A 19,803-nucleotide genomic window follows, 5' to 3' on the forward strand; every position below is an offset into this window, starting at 1 on the left:
CGCTCTTTGTATCATGATATTACCAAGATGCTTTTGTTACACCAGGGATTTGACCTTTATATGCCAATTCACGGAAGCAAACACGGCAAAGTTTAAACTTGCGGTAAACTGAGTGTGGACGTCCACAACGTTCACAGCGAGTGTATGCTTGAGTAGAGAACTTCGCTGGGCGTTTGTTCTTAGCAATCATAGATTTTTTAGCCATTAGTTATACCTCCTATATTATTTTGCAAAAGGCATTCCAAGGCCTGTAAGCAATGCACGTGACTCTTCGTCAGTGTTAGCAGTTGTTACGATAACGATGTCAAGACCACGAGTTTTGTCAACGTCATCGAAGTTGATTTCTGGGAAAATCAATTGTTCTTTCACACCAAGTGTGTAGTTTCCGCGTCCGTCAAATGATTTTGTTGGAACACCGTGGAAGTCACGTACACGTGGAAGTGAAACTGAAACCAATTTATCCAAGAATTCGTACATACGTTCCCCACGAAGGGTAACCTTTGCACCGATCGCAACACCTTCACGAAGACGGAAGCCGGCGATTGATTTTTTAGCTTTAGTGATAAGTGGTTTTTGACCTGAGATAAGCGCCAATTCTTCAGCAGCTTTTTCAAGGCTTTTAGCGTTTGATACAGCTTCACCAACACCCATGTTCAAAACGATCTTATCTACTTTAGGAACAGCCATCACTGATGAGTAGTTGAATTGTTCTGTCAACGCAGGAACTACTTCATTAAGATATTTTTCTTTTAAACGATTTGCCATTATACTTCTCCTTTCCTTCGTGATTAATCAAGCACTTCGCCTGATTTTTTGTTGTAGCGAACTTTTTTACCGTCTACAAATTTGTAACCAACACGACCAGCTACACCGTTTTTGTCCAAAACTTGAACGTTTGATACGTGGATAGCTGCTTCCTTCTCGATGATACCACCTTGAGGAAGTTCGTTAGTTGGACGTTGGTGTTTCTTAACGATGTTAACACCTTCAACGATAACTTTGTTTACTTTTGGAAGGGCAGTAAGGACAACAGCTTCTGTTCCCTTATCTTTACCAGCGATTACGCGAACTTTGTCGCCTTTTTTTACAAACATTTTTTTCTCCTTTTATTCTTACGCCCAATGGGCACCCTGGCTATGCCAGGGGACTGTGTTTGTTTGTTTTTGCTCTGTGAAAATTAAAGTACTTCTGGAGCAAGTGACACGATCTTCATGAAACCACCTTCACGCAATTCACGTGCAACTGGGCCAAAGATACGTGTTCCGCGAGGAGTTTTATCTTCACGGATGATAACTGCTGCGTTTTCGTCAAATTTGATGTATGAACCATCAGCACGACGAGCACCTGATTTAGTACGAACGATAACTGCTTTAACAACGTCACCTTTTTTAACCGCACCACCAGGAGTAGCTTGTTTTACAGATGCCACAATAACATCACCGATGTTCGCAAATTTACGTTTAGAACCACCAAGAACTTTGATAGTCAAGATTTCGCGTGCACCGCTGTTGTCTGCGACTTTCAAACGAGTTTCTGTTTGAATCATTTCAGTTTTCTCCTTTCAGGTTTGATTAGATGATAACCGCTTCTTCAACGACTTCTACAAGACGGAAACGTTTTGTAGCTGAAAGCGGACGAGTTTCCATGATACGTACGATATCGCCTTCTTTGGCAACATTGTTTTCATCATGTGCTTTGTATTTTTTAGAGTAGTTAATACGTTTACCATAGACTGGGTGGTTACGTTTTGTTTCAACTACAACTGTGATTGTCTTGTCCATTTTGTCAGATACAACACGTCCAACAAGAACTTTACGATTATTGCGTTCCATTGAAATTTCTCCTTCCCTAGTCTATTATTTCGCTTCAGATTGAACTGTTTTGATACGAGCGATTTGTTTTTTAACTTCTTTCAAGCGAGCTGTTTGTTCTAATTGACCAGTAGCAGCTTGGAAACGAAGTTCAAACAATTCTTTTTTCAATTCGTTTTCGCGCTTCGCGAGTTCTTCTTGAGAAAGACCACGAAGTTCTTTAACAAATTCTTTTACTTCATTAAGTTTCATGCCTTCTCCTTATTCTGCTTCACGTTTTACGAATTTACATTTAACTGGCAATTTGTGGCTAGCAAGACGAAGCGCTTCGCGAGCGATCTCTTCAGATACACCTGCAACTTCAAACATTACTTTACCACGTTTAACTGGTGCTACCCAACCTTCAGGTGCCCCTTTACCAGATCCCATACGAACCCCGATAGCCTTAGCTGTGTATGATTTGTGTGGGAAGATTTTAATCCAAACTTTACCACCACGTTTCATGTAACGAGTCATGGCGATACGAGCAGCTTCGATTTGGCGGTTAGTGATCCAGTGGCTAGTTGTAGCTTGAAGACCGTATTCACCGAATGCTACTTCTTTTCCACCTTTAGCTTCACCGCGCATTTTACCACGGAATTCACGACGGTGTTTAACACGTTTAGGTACTAACATTGGTTATTTACCTCCTTTAGTGTTTTTACGAGCTGGAAGAACTTCACCACGGTAGATCCATACTTTAACACCAAGTTTACCGTATGTAGTGTCTGCTTCTTCCCAAGCATAATCGATATCTGCACGAAGTGTGTGAAGTGGAACAGTTCCTTCAGAGTATCCTTCAGCACGGGCGATATCTGCACCGTTCAAACGACCTGATACTTGAGTTTTGATTCCTTTAGCTCCAGCACGCATTGCACGTTGGATTGCTTGTTTTTGTGCACGACGGAAAGCAACACGTTGCTCCAATTGACGAGCAATTCCTTCACCAACAAGGTGAGCATCCAAATCAGGTTGTTTGATTTCGATGATGTTGATGTGTACTTGTTTTCCAGTCAATTTGTTAAGTTTAGCACGAAGTGCATCAACGTTAGCACCACCTTTACCGATAACCATACCTGGTTTAGCAGTGTGAAGTGAAACGTTAACTTTGTTTACTGCGCGTTCGATTTCAATAGTTGAAACAGCTGCGTCAGCAAGTTCTTTTTGAACGAATTTACGGATTGCAAGATCTTCATGAAGGTAATCCGCGTATTCTTTTTCAGCATACCATTTGGCATCCCAATCACGGATGATGCCGACACGCATACCAATTGGATGTACTTTTTGACCCACGATTTTACCTCCTTATTTTTCTGCAACAGCTACAGTGATGTGAGCTGTACGTTTGTTGATTGGTGAAGCTGAACCTTTCGCACGTGGACGGAAACGTTTCATAGTTGGTCCTTCGTTTGCGAATGCTTCAGATACTACCAAGTTAGCTTTATCCAAACCAAAGTTGTTTTCAGCGTTAGCTACAGCTGAGTTCAAAACTTTCAAGATGATTTCAGCAGCTTTGTTTGGAGTGAATGTCAAAATTGCGATTGCATCGGCTACGCTTTTACCACGGATGTTGTCAAGAACAAGACGTGATTTACGAGGTGAAACACGTACTGTGCGAGCCATTGCTTTAGCTGAAGTAATTTCTGCCATTTATGTTCTCCTTATTTTCTACGTGTCTTCTTGTCGTCTGCGGCGTGACCTTTGTAAGTACGAGTTGGTGCGAATTCACCAAGCTTGTGACCTACCATGTCTTCTTGGATGTAAACAGGTACGTGTTTACGTCCATCATAAACTGCGATAGTGTAACCAATGAAACTTGGGAAGATCGTTGAACGACGTGACCAAGTTTTGATAACTTTTTTCTTTTCGTCGTTAGCTTGAGCTTCAACTTTTTTCATCAAATGCTCATCGACGAAAGGTCCTTTTTTAAGACTGCGTCCCATTTTTATATTTTCTCCTTTAAATTTTGTACCACAGCGGCTTGCGCTCACAAGGAGCGCTACCGAGCTGGCGGAATTTCTAGTTGCTTAAGCGACTAGTTTTAAATTATTTCTCGTTGCGACGACGAACGATAAGTTTGTCAGATTTCGCTTTCTTGTTACGAGTTTTAAGACCAAGAGCAGGTTTGCCCCATGGAGTAGATGGTGCTTTACGACCAACTGGTGCTTTACCTTCACCACCACCGTGTGGGTGGTCGTTAGGGTTCATTACAGAACCACGAACTGTTGGACGGATACCTTTCCAACGGCTACGTCCTGCTTTACCAAGGTTTACAAGTCCATGTTGTTCGTTTCCGACAACACCAACTGTAGCACGACAAGTTCCAAGAATCATACGAACTTCGCCTGATTGAAGACGAACAAGAACGTATTTACCTTCTTGTCCCAATACTTGAGCAGAAGCTCCAGCAGCACGAACCAATTCACCACCACGACCTGGTTTCAACTCAATGTTGTGAACCAAAGTACCAACTGGGATGTTAGCAAGCGGAAGAGCGTTACCTACTTTGATATCAGCTTCAGGGCCTGAAACGATACGTTGACCGACTTCAAGACCTTTTGGAGCGATGATGTATGCTTTCACACCGTCAGTGTAGTGCACAAGAGCGATGTTTGCAGAACGGTTTGGATCGTACTCGATAGTTTTAACAACTGCTTCAACGTTATCTTTGTTACGTTTAAAGTCAACCAAGCGGTAGAAACGTTTGTGTCCACCACCTTGGTGACGAACAGTGATACGACCGTTGTTGTTACGACCAGCCTTGCTCTTCAAAGCAACAAGCAAAGTTTTTTCTGGTGTGCTTGTTGTGATTTCAGCGAAATCCAAAGAAGTCATATTACGGCGACCGTTTGTTGTTGGTTTATAAACACGAATTCCCACGATATTTCCTCCTTAGATTATTCAGCTTCAGCAGCGAACAACTCGATTGCTTTTGAATCAGCTGTAAGTGTGATGATAGCTTTTTTAGTTTTGTTAGTAAAACCAGTGTAACGTCCAACACGTTTAGCTTTAGGTTTTACGTTGATTGTGTTAACATTTGCAACTTTAACACCTTCGAAAGCAGCTTCAACAGCTTGCTTGATCAAAAGTTTGTGCGCACGTGTGTCAACTTCAAATACATATTTTCCTGCTTCAAGTTGAGCCATTGAGCTTTCAGTGATTACAGGTTTTTTGATAACATCATACAAATTCATTATGCAAGAACCTCCTCGATTTTAGAGATAGCTGCTTGAGTAACAAGAAGTTTGTCACTATTTGCGATGTCAAGAACACTTGCAGTTGTAGCAGTCGCAACTTTCACGTTTGGAAGGTTACGAGCTGAAAGAGCTGCGAATTCGTTTCCTTCTTCAAGAATAACAAGGACTTTAGAATCGATGCTCAAAGCTGCAAGAACTTTTGCAAATTCAGCAGTTTTTGGAGCTGTAAATTCAAGAGAATCAACGGCTACAAATTTGTTTTCAGCAACTTTTTCTGAGTAAACAGATTTTAGTGCAAGGCGACGAACTTTTTGAGGAAGTTTGTACGCATAGCTACGTGGAGTTGGCCCGAAGACGATTCCACCACCACGCCATTGTGGAGAGCGGATAGAACCTTGACGTGCACGTCCAGTTCCTTTTTGACGCCATGGTTTGCGTCCGCCACCTGAAACGGCTGAACGGTTTTTAACAGCGTGAGTTCCTTGACGAAGGCTAGCACGTTGGCTGATGATGACATCAAACACAACAGATTGGTTTGGTTCGATACCAAAGATTGCATCGTTAAGAACAACTTCGCCCGCTTGTTTACCAGTTTGGTCGAATAATGTTACATTTGCCATTTTGACTGTATTCCCCTTTCCTTATTATTTACCAGCTTTAACTGCTGATTTGATAGTGATAAGAGATTTCTTAGCACCTGGTACGTTACCTTTGATAAGGATAACGTTCTTTTCTGGAACAACTTGTACAACTTCAAGATTTTGAATTGTTACACGGTCGCCACCCATACGTCCTGCAAGGTTTTTACCTTTGAATACGCGGTTAGGTGCAACAGGTCCCATAGAACCTGGACGACGGTGGTAACGAGAACCGTGAGCCATAGGTCCACGTGATTGTCCGTGGCGTTTGATAACACCTTGGAAACCTTTACCTTTAGAAGTACCAGTTACGTCAACAACGTCTCCAGCTGCGAATGTTTCAACTGTGATTTCAGCACCAACTTCCAAGCCTTCAACGTTTTTGAATTCACGAATGAAGCGCTTAGGAGCCGTGTTAGCTTTTGCTACATGTCCTTTAGCAGGTTTGTTGCTCAATACTTCGCGTTTGTCATCGAAACCAACTTGGATAGCGTTGTATCCGTCTGTTTCAACAGTTTTAACTTGAAGAACAACGTTTGGAGTTGCTTCAATAACTGTTACAGGGATCAATTCGCCAGCTTCAGTGAAGATTTGAGTCATTCCCACTTTTTTCCCTAAGATTCCTTTTGTCATGAGAAAATAGTTCCTTTTCTATATTTTTTATTCAAAAAGTTTTTAACGAGCGTTTTTTATGCTCAGGTTATCAAGCTTTAAATTAAAGTTTGATTTCTACGTTTACACCACTTGGAAGATCCAATTTCATCAAAGCGTCAACTGTTTTTTGAGTTGGGTTAACGATATCGATCAAACGTTTGTGTGTACGCATTTCAAATTGTTCGCGAGAGTCTTTGTATTTGTGAGTCGCACGAATGATTGTGTAGAGGCTACGCTCAGTAGGAAGTGGGATTGGACCCGCAACTTGTGCACCTGTACGAGTAGCTGATTCTACGATTTTAGCAGCCGCTGTGTCAAGCGTACGGTGTTCGTAAGCTTTCAAACGGATACGGATTTTTTTGTTTGCCATCTTTTTCTCCTTTTCGTCTATTTAAGATAATAGGCTAGCTCCACAAGAAAACCGACGCGCGTTGCGTGGCAATGCAACCGAGCGTGTCGCAACCTCTTGCATCAAAGCTAAAGCTGTAATTTACAGCACCATAATAGAATAACACAAAGCCCCTGCGATTGCAAGGGATTTGACAGGTTTTTTTTTAATTTTTTAGATGAAACTGTTTTCTTATTCCATTTTAATGAATTTGCATATTTAAGTGCTGGATTATCTGACTTTTCTTTTATATAATTTTAGTTTTAATTTGAAATTTATCATCTGATTGATCTACCAAGATATCTGCTCTTGATTCGGTTTCTTTATAGTATTGTAGATACTGCATCCGTCTCATCTGCTGACTAGCCAATATAAATTTTGTATCCCGATTTCTCACAGTCGTATCTCGAGCTAGTCTCCTCTTTAATTCGGTCTCCTCATCCGTGTAAAAACAAATGGTTTTGTCAAAGAGTTCCTTGGGCAGAAAACCCACAGACATCCCTTCGACTATCAGAATTGGTTTTGCTCCCGATAAGACCTCACTAGCCTTCCAGGGTTCCTCAATTGTTAAGATGTCCATACCCGCTTGCAGAGCAAGAATATCTCTTTGTAAACTTGCCAGCTCATGCGCTACCGGTAAACATGCTGTCACCTTTTGGTCTGGTGTCTCTTTAGGTACCACTAAATGTCGTTCCGAAGTAATATAGGAATCTGTCTCTAGTAAATTTACATTTTCAGAATCTAAAACTTGGAACAATTCTTGAGCAAAAGTTGATTTTCCTGAGGCTCCATGGCCGTATATACCTAGCGTTTTTACTTTTCCAGACTCTATTTCTGATACTAGTCTTTCTATTAAGTCTTTTTTCTTCATTCTCTCTTCACCTGTTCATAGCTTTCTTTTCCATCATTAAGCTTGTCCCAAATAACTACTTTTCCACTTTGCAGAGATTTTTGCACATCGATAATCCGCTGATTAGAAGAGCCTCGGAACTGGAGCATAAAATTTCTCTTAGTTCGATCATAACGACCATCGACAAGGATGTCAATCAGCGACAAGAGCTCCAGTTTATCAGGCGTTTCTAACATCATTTCTTCCCAAGTGTAGCCCGTCCAGGACCAGATATCTTTTTCTGGCAATTCCTTACGAATGCGTTTTACGAGAGGTAAGATTATACCTGTATTGAGGAAAGGCTCTCCTCCTAATAAAGTCAATCCTTGAACATAGGGTTGGGCCAGATCTGCCATGATTTGTTCTTCTAACTCTGGCGTATAAGGTATGCCTGCATTAAAAGACCAGGTCGCAACATTATAACAGCCCTCGCAGTGAAACATACAACCTGCTACATAGAGAGAATTGCGCACCCCCTCTCCATCGACAAAGTTAAAAGCCTTATAGTCAATGATACGCCCTTGACTGAGTTCTTCACTCTTCCACTCGCCAGGCTTTGGTGTACTCCATGTCATCCTTCTACTCCAACTCTATCCAATAGCGCTCCGTTCCATTACGAACATCCTCATAGGCACCACCGTTAGCTAAGATAACAGCTCGGCTGGCAGGATTTTCCGTGCTACAAGTCACCAGAGCTCGTTTAATATTCTTTTCCTTGGCAACTTGTAGACCTTGTCGGAGGGACTCTTTGGCGTAGCCCTTGCCTCTTTCTGATGGACGAATGGAGTAGCCAATGTGGCCAGCATAATTCAGTAAACCCTCATTCAGTCTCAATCGCAGATTCAAAAATCCTAGAGCTCGACCTACAGCATCAAATGATACAAATTGAATAGAAGGAACACGATTTTCAGGCAAATTTATTCCCATTTCTTTTTGCATATTTGTCTCCAACCACTCTTCGTAAACAAAATTCTCAGTATCCCAAAATCCGCCATCGTGGGCTGATTGGCTTTTTTCAAACTCTGCCATCATCTCTAAAACTGTTTCTTTATCTGCTAATCTTGGTCTGCGTAGTTCCATATTTCCCTCCCCGCTATAAGAAAAGCGAGAGGCAATTCTCACTTTTTCTTGTTTTTTGTTTAAAAACTGTTCTCTAAGGCTAGCTACTCGGTCTTTTTTGCTGCTTCCACCTTTCGAATTCTTTTCGTGGAATCGTTGGACCAAGGCCTTACCTTTATCGTCTAATTGATATTTTCCCATTCTTTTTCTTTCTAATTTCTTACTTCGTGGCCTGCTGTTTTGATAGTAGAACCGTTCATGTGTTTGACACGCGCAGCAATTTCCTTATGACGTTCGTTGACCATCGGCCGAGCTTGTGGGTTTCCAAGATAGCCACAAGTTCGTTTAACAACATCTACTGTTTAAAGTTAAAAGCCTTATAGTCAATGATGCGCCCCTGACTGAGTTCTTCACTCTTCCACTCGCCAGGCTTTGGTGTACTCCATGTCATCCTTCTACTCCAACTCTATCCAATAGCGCTCCGTTCCATTACGAACATCCTCATAGGCACCACCGTTAGCTAAGATAACAGCTCGGCTGGCAGGATTTTCCGTGCTACAAGTCACCAGAGCTCGTTTAATATTCTTTTCCTTGGCAACTTGTAGACCTTGTCGGAGGGACTCTTTGGCGTAGCCCTTGCCTCTTTCAGACGGTCGGATGGAATAGCCAATATGGCCAGCATGATTCAGCAAGCCCTCATTTAGTCTCAGCCGTAGATTCAAAAAACCTAAAGCATGGCCTGATTCATCAAACAAAACGAACTGAATTGGTGGAACGCGATTTTCCAGCAATCCTATTCCCATTTCTTTATTTCGGCTAGTTTCTAGCCAGTCCTCGTAAGAGAAATTCTCAATATCCCAAAATCCGCCATTGTGGGTCGATTGGGTCTCTTCAAACTCCTCTATCATATCTACAACAGCTTCCTTATCCGCCAATGTCGGCCTGCGTAATATCATCTTTACCTCCAACTAAGAGAAAAGCGAGAGCGGACTCTCACTTTTTCTTATTCTTATTTAAAAATTGCTCTTTTAGGCTAGCCACTCGGTCTTTTTTATTGACTCCACCCTTTGAATGTTTCTCGTGGAACCGTTGAACCAAGGCCTTGCCCTTATCGTCTAATTGATATTTTCCCATTCTATTTCTTTCTAACTTCTTACTTCATGTCCTGCTGTTTTGATAGTAGAACCGTTCATGTGTTTGACACGCGCAGCAATTTCCTTATGACGTCCATTAACCATCGGACGAGCTTGTGGATTTCCAAGATAACCACAGGTCCGTTTAACAACATCTACTGTTTTAGGATCATTATTCCCACAGTTAGGACAAGCAAATCCTCTCTCTGTCGGCTCAAAATCTCCTTCAAAATCACACTTGTAACAGCGGTCAATTGGAGTATTGGTTCCGAGATAACCTACACGGTCATAAGCATAATCCCAAACAGCTTCCAAGGCCTTTGGATTTTGTTGAAGAACTGGATACTCACAGTAGTGGATGAAGCCACCTGATGCACCCGCTTCTGGATAAACTTTTTCAAAATCTAGTTTTTCAAAAGGAGTTGGATTTTTACGCACATCATAATGGAAGGAATTTGTGTAGTATTCTTTATCAGTAATGTCTGGAATAGAGCCAAATTTCTCTGTATCCAAACGACAGAAGCGGTCTGTCAGACTTTCAGACGGTGTTGAATAAATAGAGAAGTGATACCCATATTGGTCTGACCACTCTTCCACTCGATGTTTCATATCTCGAATGATATCAAGGGTGAATTCTTTAGCTTCTGGATTGGTTTCCCAATTGTTGCCAAAGAATACTGTCGCTACTTCATAAAGTCCAATGTAACCAAGCGAAACAGTAGCACGACGGTTATTAAAGAGCTCGTCAACACTTTCTTCTTTACCAAGACGACGTCCGAAGGCACCATATTGATAAAGAATTGGTGCATTAGCTGGAGTGGCTTCCTTGGTTCTTTCTACACGATAAACTAGAGCATCTTCAGCAATATTCATGCGCTCGTTGAAAATTTCCCAGAACTTATTCATGTCGCCTTCGGATTCGAGAGCAATACGAGGCAGATTGACCGTCACGACCCCTAGGTTCATACGGCCAGAGTTAACTTCAACTCCATTTTCATCCTTCCATCCTTGAAGGAATGAACGACATCCCATCGGAACCTTGAAGGAACCTGTCAATTCGATAATCTTATCGTAAGACAAGACATCTGGGTACATCCGTTTAGTTGCGCATTCGAGCGCCAACTGCTTGATGTCGTAGTTAGGTGAACCTTCCTCCAGATTAAGTCCTCTTTTAAGAGCGAAGATCAATTTAGGGAAGATAGCTGTACGGTGTTCTGATCCCAACCCCTTGATTCGAATGTTCAAGATAGCCTTTTGAATTTCGCGTTCAAAACGATTGGTTCCTAGACCAAAACCAAGAGAAGTAAAGGGCGTTTGCCCATTTGAAGTGAAGAGAGTATTGATTTCATACTCTAGAGATTGCATAGCATCATAGATATCTTTTTGGGTTTTCTTCCAGGCGTACTCCTCACGCTTGTCAGGTAGTACCCATTCCTCTGCATCTTTGAGGTGTTTTTGGTAATTTTTTTCTGCATAAGGAGCCAAGACTTCATCGATACGGTCTGCTGAACAGCCTCCATACTGACTTGATGCAACGTTAGCGATGATTTGTGAAATCTGCGCTGTCGCAGTTTGGATAGACTTGGGACTCTCTACCTCAGCATTCCCAATCTTAAAACCATTTTCCAACATGCCCTTGAAATCAATCAAACAGCAGTTGGTCATAGGCGTGTAGGGGCTGTAATCCAAATCGTGATAGTGGATATCCCCTTTTTGGTGGGCATTAGCCACGTGCTTAGGAAGCATTTGAAGACCGATTGATTTCCCAACAATCCCCGCCGTCAAATCACGCTGGGTATTAAAAACATCACTATCTTTATTAGCATTCTCATTGACAACTGCCTGATCTTTGTTGAGAAGTTTATGGATACTGAAGTTGATATCTGTTGCTTTTGAGCGCTCAAAATCCCTTTGAGTTCGATAAGTGATATATTCCTCTGCCAAGGCATATTCTTTAGCTTCCAATAACTCATGTTCTACGATGTTTTGGATTTCATAAATTTTTACACCTTGAGGAAAGCGACTATGAATCTCTTCTACAATACGTTCAATTAGAGTATTAAGACGCTTTTCTACCAAGGGGGTTACATCCATGACTTTTTCTGCAGCCTTGTGTAAGGCTTTATCAATCTTATCTACATCAAAAATGACGCGTCTACCGTCGCGCTTTTCAACGAATAAGGTTGGATCAGGGCTTATTTTCTCTTCTAATACAATCATATCCAGGCTCTTTTCTAAAACTATTATCTAAAAAGTATTATATCACTAAAAAAATAAAAATCAATATCTAGTATTAAAATTCCTATTTTCATAAAATTTACACTAGATATTGATTATTTTATTTTAATTTGTAAAGTTTAAAGTCTTTGAATTCACTTTGAACTGGTTGGTAGCTTTCTGCTAGAAGCTGTTCCACTTCCGTCCAGAGAGCTGTTTTGGTATTGACCACAATCACTTTAGGCTGATTATCACGTAAATCATTGACAAGTTTGCTACGATTTGCATCAAGGCCAGTATATAATTTTGGTGATAGCAACTGACTAGCTGCTAAACGTTCACTAGTCTTATAACCATTAGTAAGATCATCCCATATATAAATACGATCGGTTGCCTGTGTTTGTCCTTTTACCGTAGTTTCCATACGAGCACGTTCTTGATATTGTTCTGAGTGAAGAACATAACGGGCTACCAGAGGAGTCAAAAATAGGTAGGCCAAAGCTAAAACTGGCAAATAGACATTACCCTGAAGAAATACTGCCCATATTGAGGGTACTTCTCGATGTTTTCTACGACGATTAGCTCCTTCTAATTTCCCAGTTCGAATATGAGTCAATAAAAGAATGGACAAGAAAGGAAGAAACTCAGCTATACGACTACCGTGAATCGGTTCTGTAGAGAAAATTTTCAAGCCTAGTAACAATAGGATCGCTACTGAAGTAAAAATAGATAAGACATATTGCTTGCTTGGTTTAGACTGGAAGAGTCCTGTAAATACGAGCCTTAATCCTCCAAGACCAATTGTTAACAATCCATAAAAAAGGAGGTTGTCCAGTAAGGCTGGATTGGACATAAATTTCAAACTATCTACTGGATAGAGGATCTGACTGATAGCGTTCCCAAAACTCCCATTATAAGCCGTATAGTAACCAATTGGATAAAAGAAAAGTGAGAACCCAAGACCAGCTGCAAAGAATTGATAGAGCCCATGAACCAAGCGACCACGCCCAATATTAAAGGCTAACAAAGCAAAGAATAAGACTAGAGCATATAAAGTTGTGACGAGAGGGGCGAAGAAAAATGCTAGAGCCAGGCTAATCCCGATACGTAAGAAACCTTTATCATGATTATACTCTACCAAATACCTAGTTACTAAACTGAGAGCATAAAACAGGAAGGGAAGGGCCAAAATAGTGGCATAACCACCGCCAAAGCTAAGTCCTCCAGCAAGAAGATAAAAGATGGTCAACACTTGTTGCGACTGCTTGTTCTCCTCCGTCAAGGTATAAGTCGAACGGAAAAGAAAAATCCCAGCACCCACTAGAGCTAGCCAAGTAAAGGCTGCAAACAAAATACTACCCTTGCTTAGATACTGTAAAAAGTAATAGAGAAGACCACTCGTTCCAAAATAGTCTGTGTAGATATCTCCTCCCTGGTGCATAGCCCATCCGATATAAAAATCTTGTGCCTGCTCTGGGCTAGTTAGTCCTAGCAAGAAAGGAAGAACTACAGATACAAGTACAACTAGAGTGCTCCAGATTAGGATCTTAAATAATGGTAAGGGAGCAAATGAACTTGGTTCATCCTCGAAGCGCTCCTCCCTCCCAACTAAATCATCCTGAATTCCCGTCCAAGATGGAGTTGATTCCTCTTCTAATCTGCCATATACGTTCATTCATTCTCTCCTATGTTTTAATTTGTTCTAGTATATCAAAAAGTCTAAATCTTGTCAGCCTGTGGTGACCATTTGTCTAACTTTTGACAGAGACTAGTGAAGCGTTCAATCTCATAAAAACGATGATAGGGAGCATTTTTATAGTGGTCTAAAAAATTTTTTTCTTCTACTGTCAGCATAATCATTCCTCCTTTTCTCTTTATTCGAAAATAGAGGACGATTCTATCAAAAAAGCTGAATTCCCTAAAAGAGAATTCAGCACTTTGTCTTTATACTAATTCAAACCACGTCAGCGTCGCCTTACCGTACTCAAGTACAGCTTGCGGCTAGCTTCCTAGTTTGCTCTTTGATTTTCATTGAGTATTAGTCAGCCTTTTTTTCTAAGTTTTTTGAAATGCTACGATTTTTACCTTCCAGATACACCATCAAAATAGAGATATCTGCTGGGTTAACCCCAGAAATACGGCTAGCTTGACCGATGGTTTCTGGATTGATGAGTTTGAACTTCTGGCGAGCCTCAGTCGCAATCGAGTCAATATCATCCCAATCGATGTTGGCTGGAATCCGTTTTTCTTCCATGCGTTTCATCTTGGCAACTTGATCCATGGCTTTTGAAATGTAACCTTCGTACTTGATTTCTGTTTCAATCAATTCGATAATCTTGTCATCTAACTCTTCAGCAGCAGGTCCGATGAAGGCAACCACATCTTGGTAAGAGACTTCTGGACGACGGAGGAATTCCTTGGCAGTGACTGCATCAGTCAATGGTTTGAATCCCATCGCTTCAACCTTGGCGTTAGTTTCCTTGACCGGCTTGAGTTTGATGCTGTCTAGGCGTTTCATCTCATTGTCAAATTGATTTTTCTTGATCTCAAAGCGTGCCCAACGTTCATCATCAACAAGCCCAATCTCTCGTCCCATCTCAGTCAAGCGCATATCGGCATTATCATGACGGAGGATGAGACGGTATTCAGCACGACTGGTCAAGAGACGGTAGGGTTCAATGGTACCCTTTGTTACCAAGTCGTCAATCATCACTCCGATATAACCGTCGCTTCGTTTCAGAATCAACTCAGGCTTGCCTTGGATTTTCAGAGCCGCATTAATACCCGCGATAATCCCTTGACCAGCAGCTTCCTCATATCCTGATGTACCATTTGTCTGACCAGCTGTGAAAAGTCCTGAGATTTTCTTGGTTTCCAGAGTCGCACGCAATTGATGAGGCAAGACCATGTCGTACTCGATAGCATAACCAGTTCGCATCATCTCTGCATTTTCCAAACCTTTGATGGAATGTACCAAGTCACGTTGCACATCCTCAGGAAGGCTGGTTGAGAGACCTTGGACATAAACTTCTTCTGTATTACGACCTTCTGGCTCTAGGAAGAGTTGGTGGCGTTCCTTGTCCGCAAAACGCACAATCTTGTCCTCAATTGACGGACAGTAGCGAGGCCCCACTCCCTTGACCACACCTGTAAACATAGGCGCACGGTGGAGATTGTTTTGGATAATCTCATGGCTGGTACCATTGGTGTAAGTCAACCAACATGGCACTTGGTCTTTGACATAATCTTCATCACGTGAAGTGTATGAGAAGTGATTTGGCGCTTCGTCCCCTGGCTGAATCTCTGTCACATCATAGTTGATAGAGGAAGCCTTGACGCGCGGTGGAGTTCCTGTCTTGAAACGACCAATTTCAAGTCCAAGTTCCTTGAGATTATCAGCTAGGTTAATAGAAGCCAGGCTGTGGTTAGGACCTGATGAGTACTTGAGGTCTCCGATGATGATTTCCCCACGAAGGGCTGTCCCTGTGGTCACGATAACAGCCTTAGCAGCATACTCTTGATGGGTAGCTGTACGCACACCGACAACCTTGCCATCTTCCACCAAAATCTCATCAATCATGGTCTGACGAAGGGTCAGATTTTCTTGGTTTTCAACTGTCTTGCGCATTTCCTTAGAGTAAAGTTCCTTATCAGCTTGCGCACGAAGGGCACGGACAGCTGGCCCCTTCCCTGTGTTGAGCATCTTCATCTGGATGTAAGTCTTGTCAATGGTCTTGGCCATTTCCCCACCGAGGGCATCGACTTCACGCACAACAATCCCCTTGGCAGAACCACCGATAGAGGGATTACATGGCATGAAAGCCAGCATTTCAATGTTGATGGTCGCAAGCAGAACCTTACAGCCCATACGGCTGGCAGCCAAGGAAGCCTCGACCCCAGCGTGTCCCGCACCAATTACAATAATATCGTATTCTTCAGTAAAATTATAAGTCATTTTTTAACCTTTCAAAAATTTCTCGCAAATAGGGAACTAACTTCTCCTCCTCTAGAGCTTGATCCATGGTAACCCATTTAAAGTGCGTATGCTCTTCAGGATCTAATCTGATAATTGGCTTCTCCCCAACCCACTCTGCTTTATAAACTAAGCGAGTAAAGACAATCTCCTTAGAGGTATCCAGTTGACTATCTTCGTGAAGAAGTTTGAACGAACTGCAGTCTAGCCTAACTCCCACTTCTTCAATACATTCTCTAAGAGCTCCATCTCGCGGAAGTTCACCCTTTTCAACCCCACCACCAGGAATATCCCAGTAAGTCGGATAAACGTTGGGTTGTCCTCTTTTAATTTCCGAACGCTGAATGAGTAAATAATCACCACCACTATGAACAAGTACATGGGCAATAAGCTTAACCATCATTTTCTCTCCTATTCGTTAAGATGGATGTGTCGTAATTGTCCGTCCCAATTTGGTAGGGCTGTTTTTAAAAAGGCTGGAACCAGCTGGATATTCTGGAGCTGATCCAAGTCAATCCACTCACAGGGCTGCATTTTCTCATCTTCCTGCATGGTCAATGGGGCATCTTCCAGCAAGTCCACTAAATAATGGAATTCGATATTATGATAGTGGACCCCAGCTTGTTCAAAACGATTTTCAACCACAAAAGCTAGCTGCCCAGCTTGAGCTTTGACACCAAGTTCTTCCTTTACTTCTCGAACCACAGCATCTTCAGTAGCTTCATCCACTTGAATGGCACCTCCAATTGTATAAAAACCATCCTCATCTTCTACGACTAACAAGCGATTGTCTTTTACAATCAAGGCTGTCGCCCGAACGCCAAAAACCGTATTTCCCACTTTTGTCCGAAAGTCTTGTTGAGTCATTTTTGTCCTTTCCTTAAACGACACAAAAACAGTCAAAACTCGTAAGAAGTGCAGGACAAAAAAGCCTGCAACATCCATGAGCTTTGACCATCATTTCTATTGCTTTTATTATTGTAGCAAAATGAGAAAATTTGTCAATCTATATGTACTATGATTGGCGAATTGCTTCAAAAGCTCCTTTGTCAATCTCAACTGAGTCAGAGAAGGCATCCAGAACAATCCCTCTCACAGGAAAACTCTCCATCCCTTCCGCAGCAAACAAACAGTCCGTAAGAGGCAATTGCAACCAAGAAAATCGGTCATAATAGTCCTTGGGGATGTCCTGAATTTCTAAGAAGCAAGGATAAAAGTAGTCATCTCCCTTTTGCAGAATATCTGGTTTTAGGCGCGCGCCTTCTTGTTCGTCACTCTCATCCATCAGATAAGGATTGAAGGGAACCCAGACTCTAGCTTGCTTCAATTCCTTAAACAAGGCCTCTATCGACTCTGTCGTTTTCTCCCTCAAATACTCTTTTTTATAGTCCGAGAGAGTCATTGACTTCTCTTTTTTAGCCGTTTTTTTCTTAAAAAACTGTAACATTCTCATTCCTCTTAGAAACTCTTAAATGTACTGACAAACTTGTCCATCGCGGTAGGCATTGTCAATCAAACCGCCACCGAGACACTCTTCACCGTCGTAAAAGACAACTGCCTGTCCTGGTGTAATGGCGCGCTGAGGTTCTGCAAAGATGACCTCTGCCTTATCTCCTTTGACATGTACAGTCACTTTAGAGTCAGGCTGACGGTAGCGGAATTTAGCCGTGCATTCTAGCGTAAATTCCTCTGGCATATCACGAGTAAAGTGGACTTGACTAGCCTCTAAGCTTGTTGACATGAGCGAATCATGGTAGAATCCTTGGCCTACATAGAGAATATTCTGGCTCAAATCTTTACCGACAACAAACCAAGGTGCATTGTCACCACCGTGTTGCCCACCGATCCCGAGTCCGCCACGCTGACCGATTGTATAATACATAAGACCAGCATGCTCTCCCATATCGCGACCATCCACAGTCATCATGCGACCTGGTTGAGCTGGTAGGTAGTTGCTGAGAAATTCTTTAAAGTTCTTTTCTCCGATAAAGCAAATTCCTGTTGAATCTTTCTTCTTAGCAGTCGCAAGACCTGCTTCTTCTGCTAGTCTGCGAACTTCAGGTTTTTCCAAATGTCCCAAAGGGAACATAGTCTTTTGGAGTTGTTCTTGTGAAAGTTGGCTGAGGAAATAGGTCTGATCCTTGCCATTGTCCACGCCACGAAGCATGTGAACAATGCCATTCTCATCACGCGCCACACGGGCATAGTGCCCAGTCGCTACATAGTCTGCTCCCAAGGTCATGGCATAGTCCAAAAAGGCCTTAAACTTGATTTCCTTGTTACACATAACGTCTGGATTGGGCGTGCGTCCTGCACGGTATTCCGCTAGGAAATACTCGAAAACGCGGTCCCAGTACTCTTTTTCAAAATTGACAGAGTAGTAAGGAATGCCAATCTGGTCTGCCACCGCAGCCACATCCTTGTAATCTTCGGTCGCCGTACAGACGCCGTTTTCATCTGTGTCATCCCAGTTCTTCATGAAGATACCGATCACATCGTAACCCTGCTCTTTGAGCAAAAGAGCCGTCACCGACGAATCAACACCACCACTCATCCCCACGACAACACGTGTTTTAGAGTTATCACTCATGGTAAGTCTCCCATCTATTCGTTTATTCACGATTGAAGGTCGTGTGTGCTTCACGATTGAAGGTCGTTTGAGCAGTTTTCATTATAACATGCTTGGTTGGAGAAGACAAGAAAGAGGCTGTCAATCGACCAACCTCTTACATAAGATACTTATTCATTCCAAACTATTCTTTATAGAAAAAAGTCCTATAAATTCGAGCAATAGTTAAAATACAAACAAATATAATTCCCAAAATAGATAATACTATTTTCACAAAACTCATTTCCGAACCTATGACATAGATATGAAAAAGAGGGGCTAGTCCTACACATATATACAATAGATAATTTATAAAGTTTATTTCACCAATTCCTGCAAAAAAATGTTTCATTTTAAATATCCCAATTTTACCTTTAGTCTTAATAATCCACTAGCAAATCTATTGACTTCTCTTTTTTAAAAAAAATCTTGATAGCAAATTTACTCCACTTAATGCCACTAAGATTTCAATCGTCAGAATTTCTCCAAGAAAAAATGCAAACTGACAAAATTCCTGATAAAACACTATACTCCCAGCAAATAGAGAGTCAGCAAAAATAAAATAACCGAAATTGGCAGGAAAGCAGCTCGATTTGTTTTACAAAAAATGGCATAACAAAGACTACCTATCGAAAACGACAGAATAACTTCAATAGTTATCTTTAGAACAGGATAATATATATTTTTAATAAAAAGAATTAAAAGGATAAACAATACCAATGAACAAAGAACGGATTTGATATAAAATTTTAAATGAGTCATAATTTTTTTTTAGATTCTACCTACTATAGATAAAATCACCTTTCTTATTTTCTTCTCATGATATCCACTTTACTTTCTTGACTAGAATTTCTATGAATATAAATATGGTAAATGAAAAATCGGACTTCTAACTAAAAGAAATTGATGAAACATGTAAAGATTTGAGATCCTAATGAATCTACTCAATGCAGATTTTATTTTGACAGTAGTTCTATAACAACTCTAAATAACACTGGGGTTGCTAGAATCAACATAACCCCTACCACAAAGACAATGATTACCCGAAATATATCTCTATTTTTACGCATTGAAACAACCTCCAATCTTTATTTTCTAGCTACATGATACCCCATATTTACTTTCTATATTCTTATGATACAATATGTTTAATAGAATTCTATTTATTGTTAACTTTTTTCACGAAAAGGAGGAAAT

General features: G+C 41.4%; 29 protein-coding genes and 1 pseudogene. All 30 read right to left on the reverse strand.

What is annotated here, in order from left to right:
* Positions 1–19: 19 nt before the first annotated feature.
* Positions 20–205 (reverse strand): type Z 30S ribosomal protein S14, encoded by a 186-nt coding sequence (locus ACESOD_RS08875; RefSeq protein ID WP_001085699.1) that lies wholly within the window; start codon positions 203–205, stop codon positions 20–22.
* 17 nt (positions 206–222) lie between these two features.
* On the reverse strand, positions 223–765 hold the full coding sequence (gene rplE / locus ACESOD_RS08880) for a 50S ribosomal protein L5 (protein WP_000013542.1): 543 nt from the start codon (positions 763–765) through the stop codon (positions 223–225).
* A gap of 23 nt (positions 766–788) precedes the next feature.
* The gene (rplX, locus tag ACESOD_RS08885) at positions 789–1,094 is read right to left on the reverse strand and encodes a 50S ribosomal protein L24 (RefSeq protein ID WP_000497691.1); all 306 of its coding nucleotides are present in this window, start codon (positions 1,092–1,094) and stop codon (positions 789–791) included.
* A gap of 83 nt (positions 1,095–1,177) precedes the next feature.
* On the reverse strand, positions 1,178–1,546 hold the full coding sequence (gene rplN / locus ACESOD_RS08890) for a 50S ribosomal protein L14 (protein WP_000616548.1): 369 nt from the start codon (positions 1,544–1,546) through the stop codon (positions 1,178–1,180).
* 25 nt (positions 1,547–1,571) lie between these two features.
* Complete coding sequence (gene rpsQ, locus ACESOD_RS08895; protein ID WP_000440801.1) at positions 1,572–1,832, reverse strand: 30S ribosomal protein S17; 261 nt, start codon at positions 1,830–1,832, stop codon at positions 1,572–1,574.
* Positions 1,833–1,856: 24 nt separating this feature from the next.
* Positions 1,857–2,063, reverse strand: coding sequence for a 50S ribosomal protein L29 (rpmC, locus tag ACESOD_RS08900; protein WP_000772918.1), 207 nt, complete (start codon positions 2,061–2,063; stop codon positions 1,857–1,859).
* A gap of 9 nt (positions 2,064–2,072) precedes the next feature.
* Positions 2,073–2,486, reverse strand: coding sequence for a 50S ribosomal protein L16 (rplP, locus tag ACESOD_RS08905; protein ID WP_000960948.1), 414 nt, complete (start codon positions 2,484–2,486; stop codon positions 2,073–2,075).
* Between the two features lie 3 nt (positions 2,487–2,489).
* Complete coding sequence (rpsC, locus tag ACESOD_RS08910; RefSeq protein WP_000529936.1) at positions 2,490–3,143, reverse strand: 30S ribosomal protein S3; 654 nt, start codon at positions 3,141–3,143, stop codon at positions 2,490–2,492.
* Between the two features lie 12 nt (positions 3,144–3,155).
* Positions 3,156–3,500 (reverse strand): 50S ribosomal protein L22, encoded by a 345-nt coding sequence (gene rplV, locus ACESOD_RS08915; RefSeq protein WP_000818137.1) that lies wholly within the window; start codon positions 3,498–3,500, stop codon positions 3,156–3,158.
* A gap of 11 nt (positions 3,501–3,511) precedes the next feature.
* Positions 3,512–3,793 (reverse strand): 30S ribosomal protein S19, encoded by a 282-nt coding sequence (rpsS, locus tag ACESOD_RS08920; protein ID WP_000533766.1) that lies wholly within the window; start codon positions 3,791–3,793, stop codon positions 3,512–3,514.
* A gap of 103 nt (positions 3,794–3,896) precedes the next feature.
* Positions 3,897–4,730 carry a 50S ribosomal protein L2 gene (gene rplB, locus ACESOD_RS08925; protein WP_061863915.1) on the reverse strand — a complete coding sequence of 278 codons (834 nt, stop codon included), beginning with the start codon at positions 4,728–4,730 and terminating at the stop codon, positions 3,897–3,899.
* 17 nt (positions 4,731–4,747) lie between these two features.
* Positions 4,748–5,044: a 50S ribosomal protein L23 gene (locus ACESOD_RS08930; RefSeq protein WP_001055347.1), complete on the reverse strand. Its 297-nt coding sequence runs from the start codon at positions 5,042–5,044 to the stop codon at positions 4,748–4,750.
* Positions 5,044–5,667, reverse strand: a complete 624-nt coding sequence (gene rplD / locus ACESOD_RS08935; protein ID WP_000024549.1) for a 50S ribosomal protein L4 — start codon at positions 5,665–5,667, stop codon at positions 5,044–5,046. The genes ACESOD_RS08930 and rplD overlap by 1 nt, the downstream gene beginning before the upstream one ends.
* A 24-nt stretch (positions 5,668–5,691) precedes the next feature.
* Entirely contained in the window at positions 5,692–6,318 is a 627-nt protein-coding gene (gene rplC / locus ACESOD_RS08940; RefSeq protein WP_000160197.1) for a 50S ribosomal protein L3, read from the reverse strand.
* Between the two features lie 82 nt (positions 6,319–6,400).
* On the reverse strand, positions 6,401–6,709 hold the full coding sequence (gene rpsJ / locus ACESOD_RS08945) for a 30S ribosomal protein S10 (RefSeq protein WP_001284513.1): 309 nt from the start codon (positions 6,707–6,709) through the stop codon (positions 6,401–6,403).
* Between the two features lie 265 nt (positions 6,710–6,974).
* Positions 6,975–7,598, reverse strand: a complete 624-nt coding sequence (locus ACESOD_RS08950; RefSeq protein ID WP_373095212.1) for a uridine kinase family protein — start codon at positions 7,596–7,598, stop codon at positions 6,975–6,977.
* On the reverse strand, positions 7,595–8,191 hold the full coding sequence (gene nrdG / locus ACESOD_RS08955; protein WP_373095215.1) for an anaerobic ribonucleoside-triphosphate reductase activating protein: 597 nt from the start codon (positions 8,189–8,191) through the stop codon (positions 7,595–7,597). The genes ACESOD_RS08950 and nrdG overlap by 4 nt, the downstream gene beginning before the upstream one ends.
* A 4-nt stretch (positions 8,192–8,195) precedes the next feature.
* On the reverse strand, positions 8,196–8,696 hold the full coding sequence (locus tag ACESOD_RS08960) for a GNAT family N-acetyltransferase (RefSeq protein WP_373095416.1): 501 nt from the start codon (positions 8,694–8,696) through the stop codon (positions 8,196–8,198).
* A gap of 343 nt (positions 8,697–9,039) precedes the next feature.
* Positions 9,040–9,126: pseudogene (locus ACESOD_RS08965) on the reverse strand (anaerobic ribonucleoside-triphosphate reductase activating protein); the annotation flags it as partial.
* 4 nt (positions 9,127–9,130) lie between these two features.
* Positions 9,131–9,631, reverse strand: a complete 501-nt coding sequence (locus ACESOD_RS08970) for a GNAT family N-acetyltransferase (RefSeq protein WP_373095218.1) — start codon at positions 9,629–9,631, stop codon at positions 9,131–9,133.
* Between the two features lie 37 nt (positions 9,632–9,668).
* Positions 9,669–9,809: a hypothetical protein gene (locus tag ACESOD_RS08975; RefSeq protein ID WP_070458869.1), complete on the reverse strand. Its 141-nt coding sequence runs from the start codon at positions 9,807–9,809 to the stop codon at positions 9,669–9,671.
* Positions 9,810–9,820: 11 nt separating this feature from the next.
* Positions 9,821–12,028, reverse strand: a complete 2,208-nt coding sequence (gene nrdD / locus ACESOD_RS08980; RefSeq protein ID WP_070458867.1) for an anaerobic ribonucleoside-triphosphate reductase — start codon at positions 12,026–12,028, stop codon at positions 9,821–9,823.
* Between the two features lie 118 nt (positions 12,029–12,146).
* On the reverse strand, positions 12,147–13,700 hold the full coding sequence (locus tag ACESOD_RS08985; RefSeq protein WP_373095222.1) for a damage-inducible protein CinA: 1,554 nt from the start codon (positions 13,698–13,700) through the stop codon (positions 12,147–12,149).
* Between the two features lie 44 nt (positions 13,701–13,744).
* Positions 13,745–13,879 carry a hypothetical protein gene (locus ACESOD_RS08990; RefSeq protein WP_373095225.1) on the reverse strand — a complete coding sequence of 45 codons (135 nt, stop codon included), beginning with the start codon at positions 13,877–13,879 and terminating at the stop codon, positions 13,745–13,747.
* A gap of 184 nt (positions 13,880–14,063) precedes the next feature.
* Positions 14,064–15,980: a tRNA uridine-5-carboxymethylaminomethyl(34) synthesis enzyme MnmG gene (gene mnmG, locus ACESOD_RS08995; RefSeq protein WP_000221901.1), complete on the reverse strand. Its 1,917-nt coding sequence runs from the start codon at positions 15,978–15,980 to the stop codon at positions 14,064–14,066.
* Positions 15,970–16,401, reverse strand: a complete 432-nt coding sequence (locus tag ACESOD_RS09000; protein ID WP_373095229.1) for an NUDIX hydrolase — start codon at positions 16,399–16,401, stop codon at positions 15,970–15,972. Before ACESOD_RS09000 ends, mnmG begins: the two co-directional genes overlap by 11 nt.
* Before the next feature lie 8 nt (positions 16,402–16,409).
* On the reverse strand, positions 16,410–16,865 hold the full coding sequence (locus tag ACESOD_RS09005) for an NUDIX hydrolase (RefSeq protein WP_373095232.1): 456 nt from the start codon (positions 16,863–16,865) through the stop codon (positions 16,410–16,412).
* Positions 16,866–17,013: 148 nt separating this feature from the next.
* Complete coding sequence (locus ACESOD_RS09010) at positions 17,014–17,445, reverse strand: SseB family protein (RefSeq protein ID WP_373095235.1); 432 nt, start codon at positions 17,443–17,445, stop codon at positions 17,014–17,016.
* Between the two features lie 21 nt (positions 17,446–17,466).
* Entirely contained in the window at positions 17,467–18,588 is a 1,122-nt protein-coding gene (gene mnmA / locus ACESOD_RS09015) for a tRNA 2-thiouridine(34) synthase MnmA (RefSeq protein ID WP_373095238.1), read from the reverse strand.
* A 163-nt stretch (positions 18,589–18,751) separates the two neighbouring features.
* Positions 18,752–18,958, reverse strand: a complete 207-nt coding sequence (locus ACESOD_RS09020) for a hypothetical protein (protein WP_119947974.1) — start codon at positions 18,956–18,958, stop codon at positions 18,752–18,754.
* Positions 18,959–19,803 lie beyond the last annotated feature (845 nt).

The sequence above is a fragment of the Streptococcus oralis genome (assembly GCF_964238205.1).
GTDB classification, from domain to species: domain Bacteria; phylum Bacillota; class Bacilli; order Lactobacillales; family Streptococcaceae; genus Streptococcus; species Streptococcus oralis_CZ.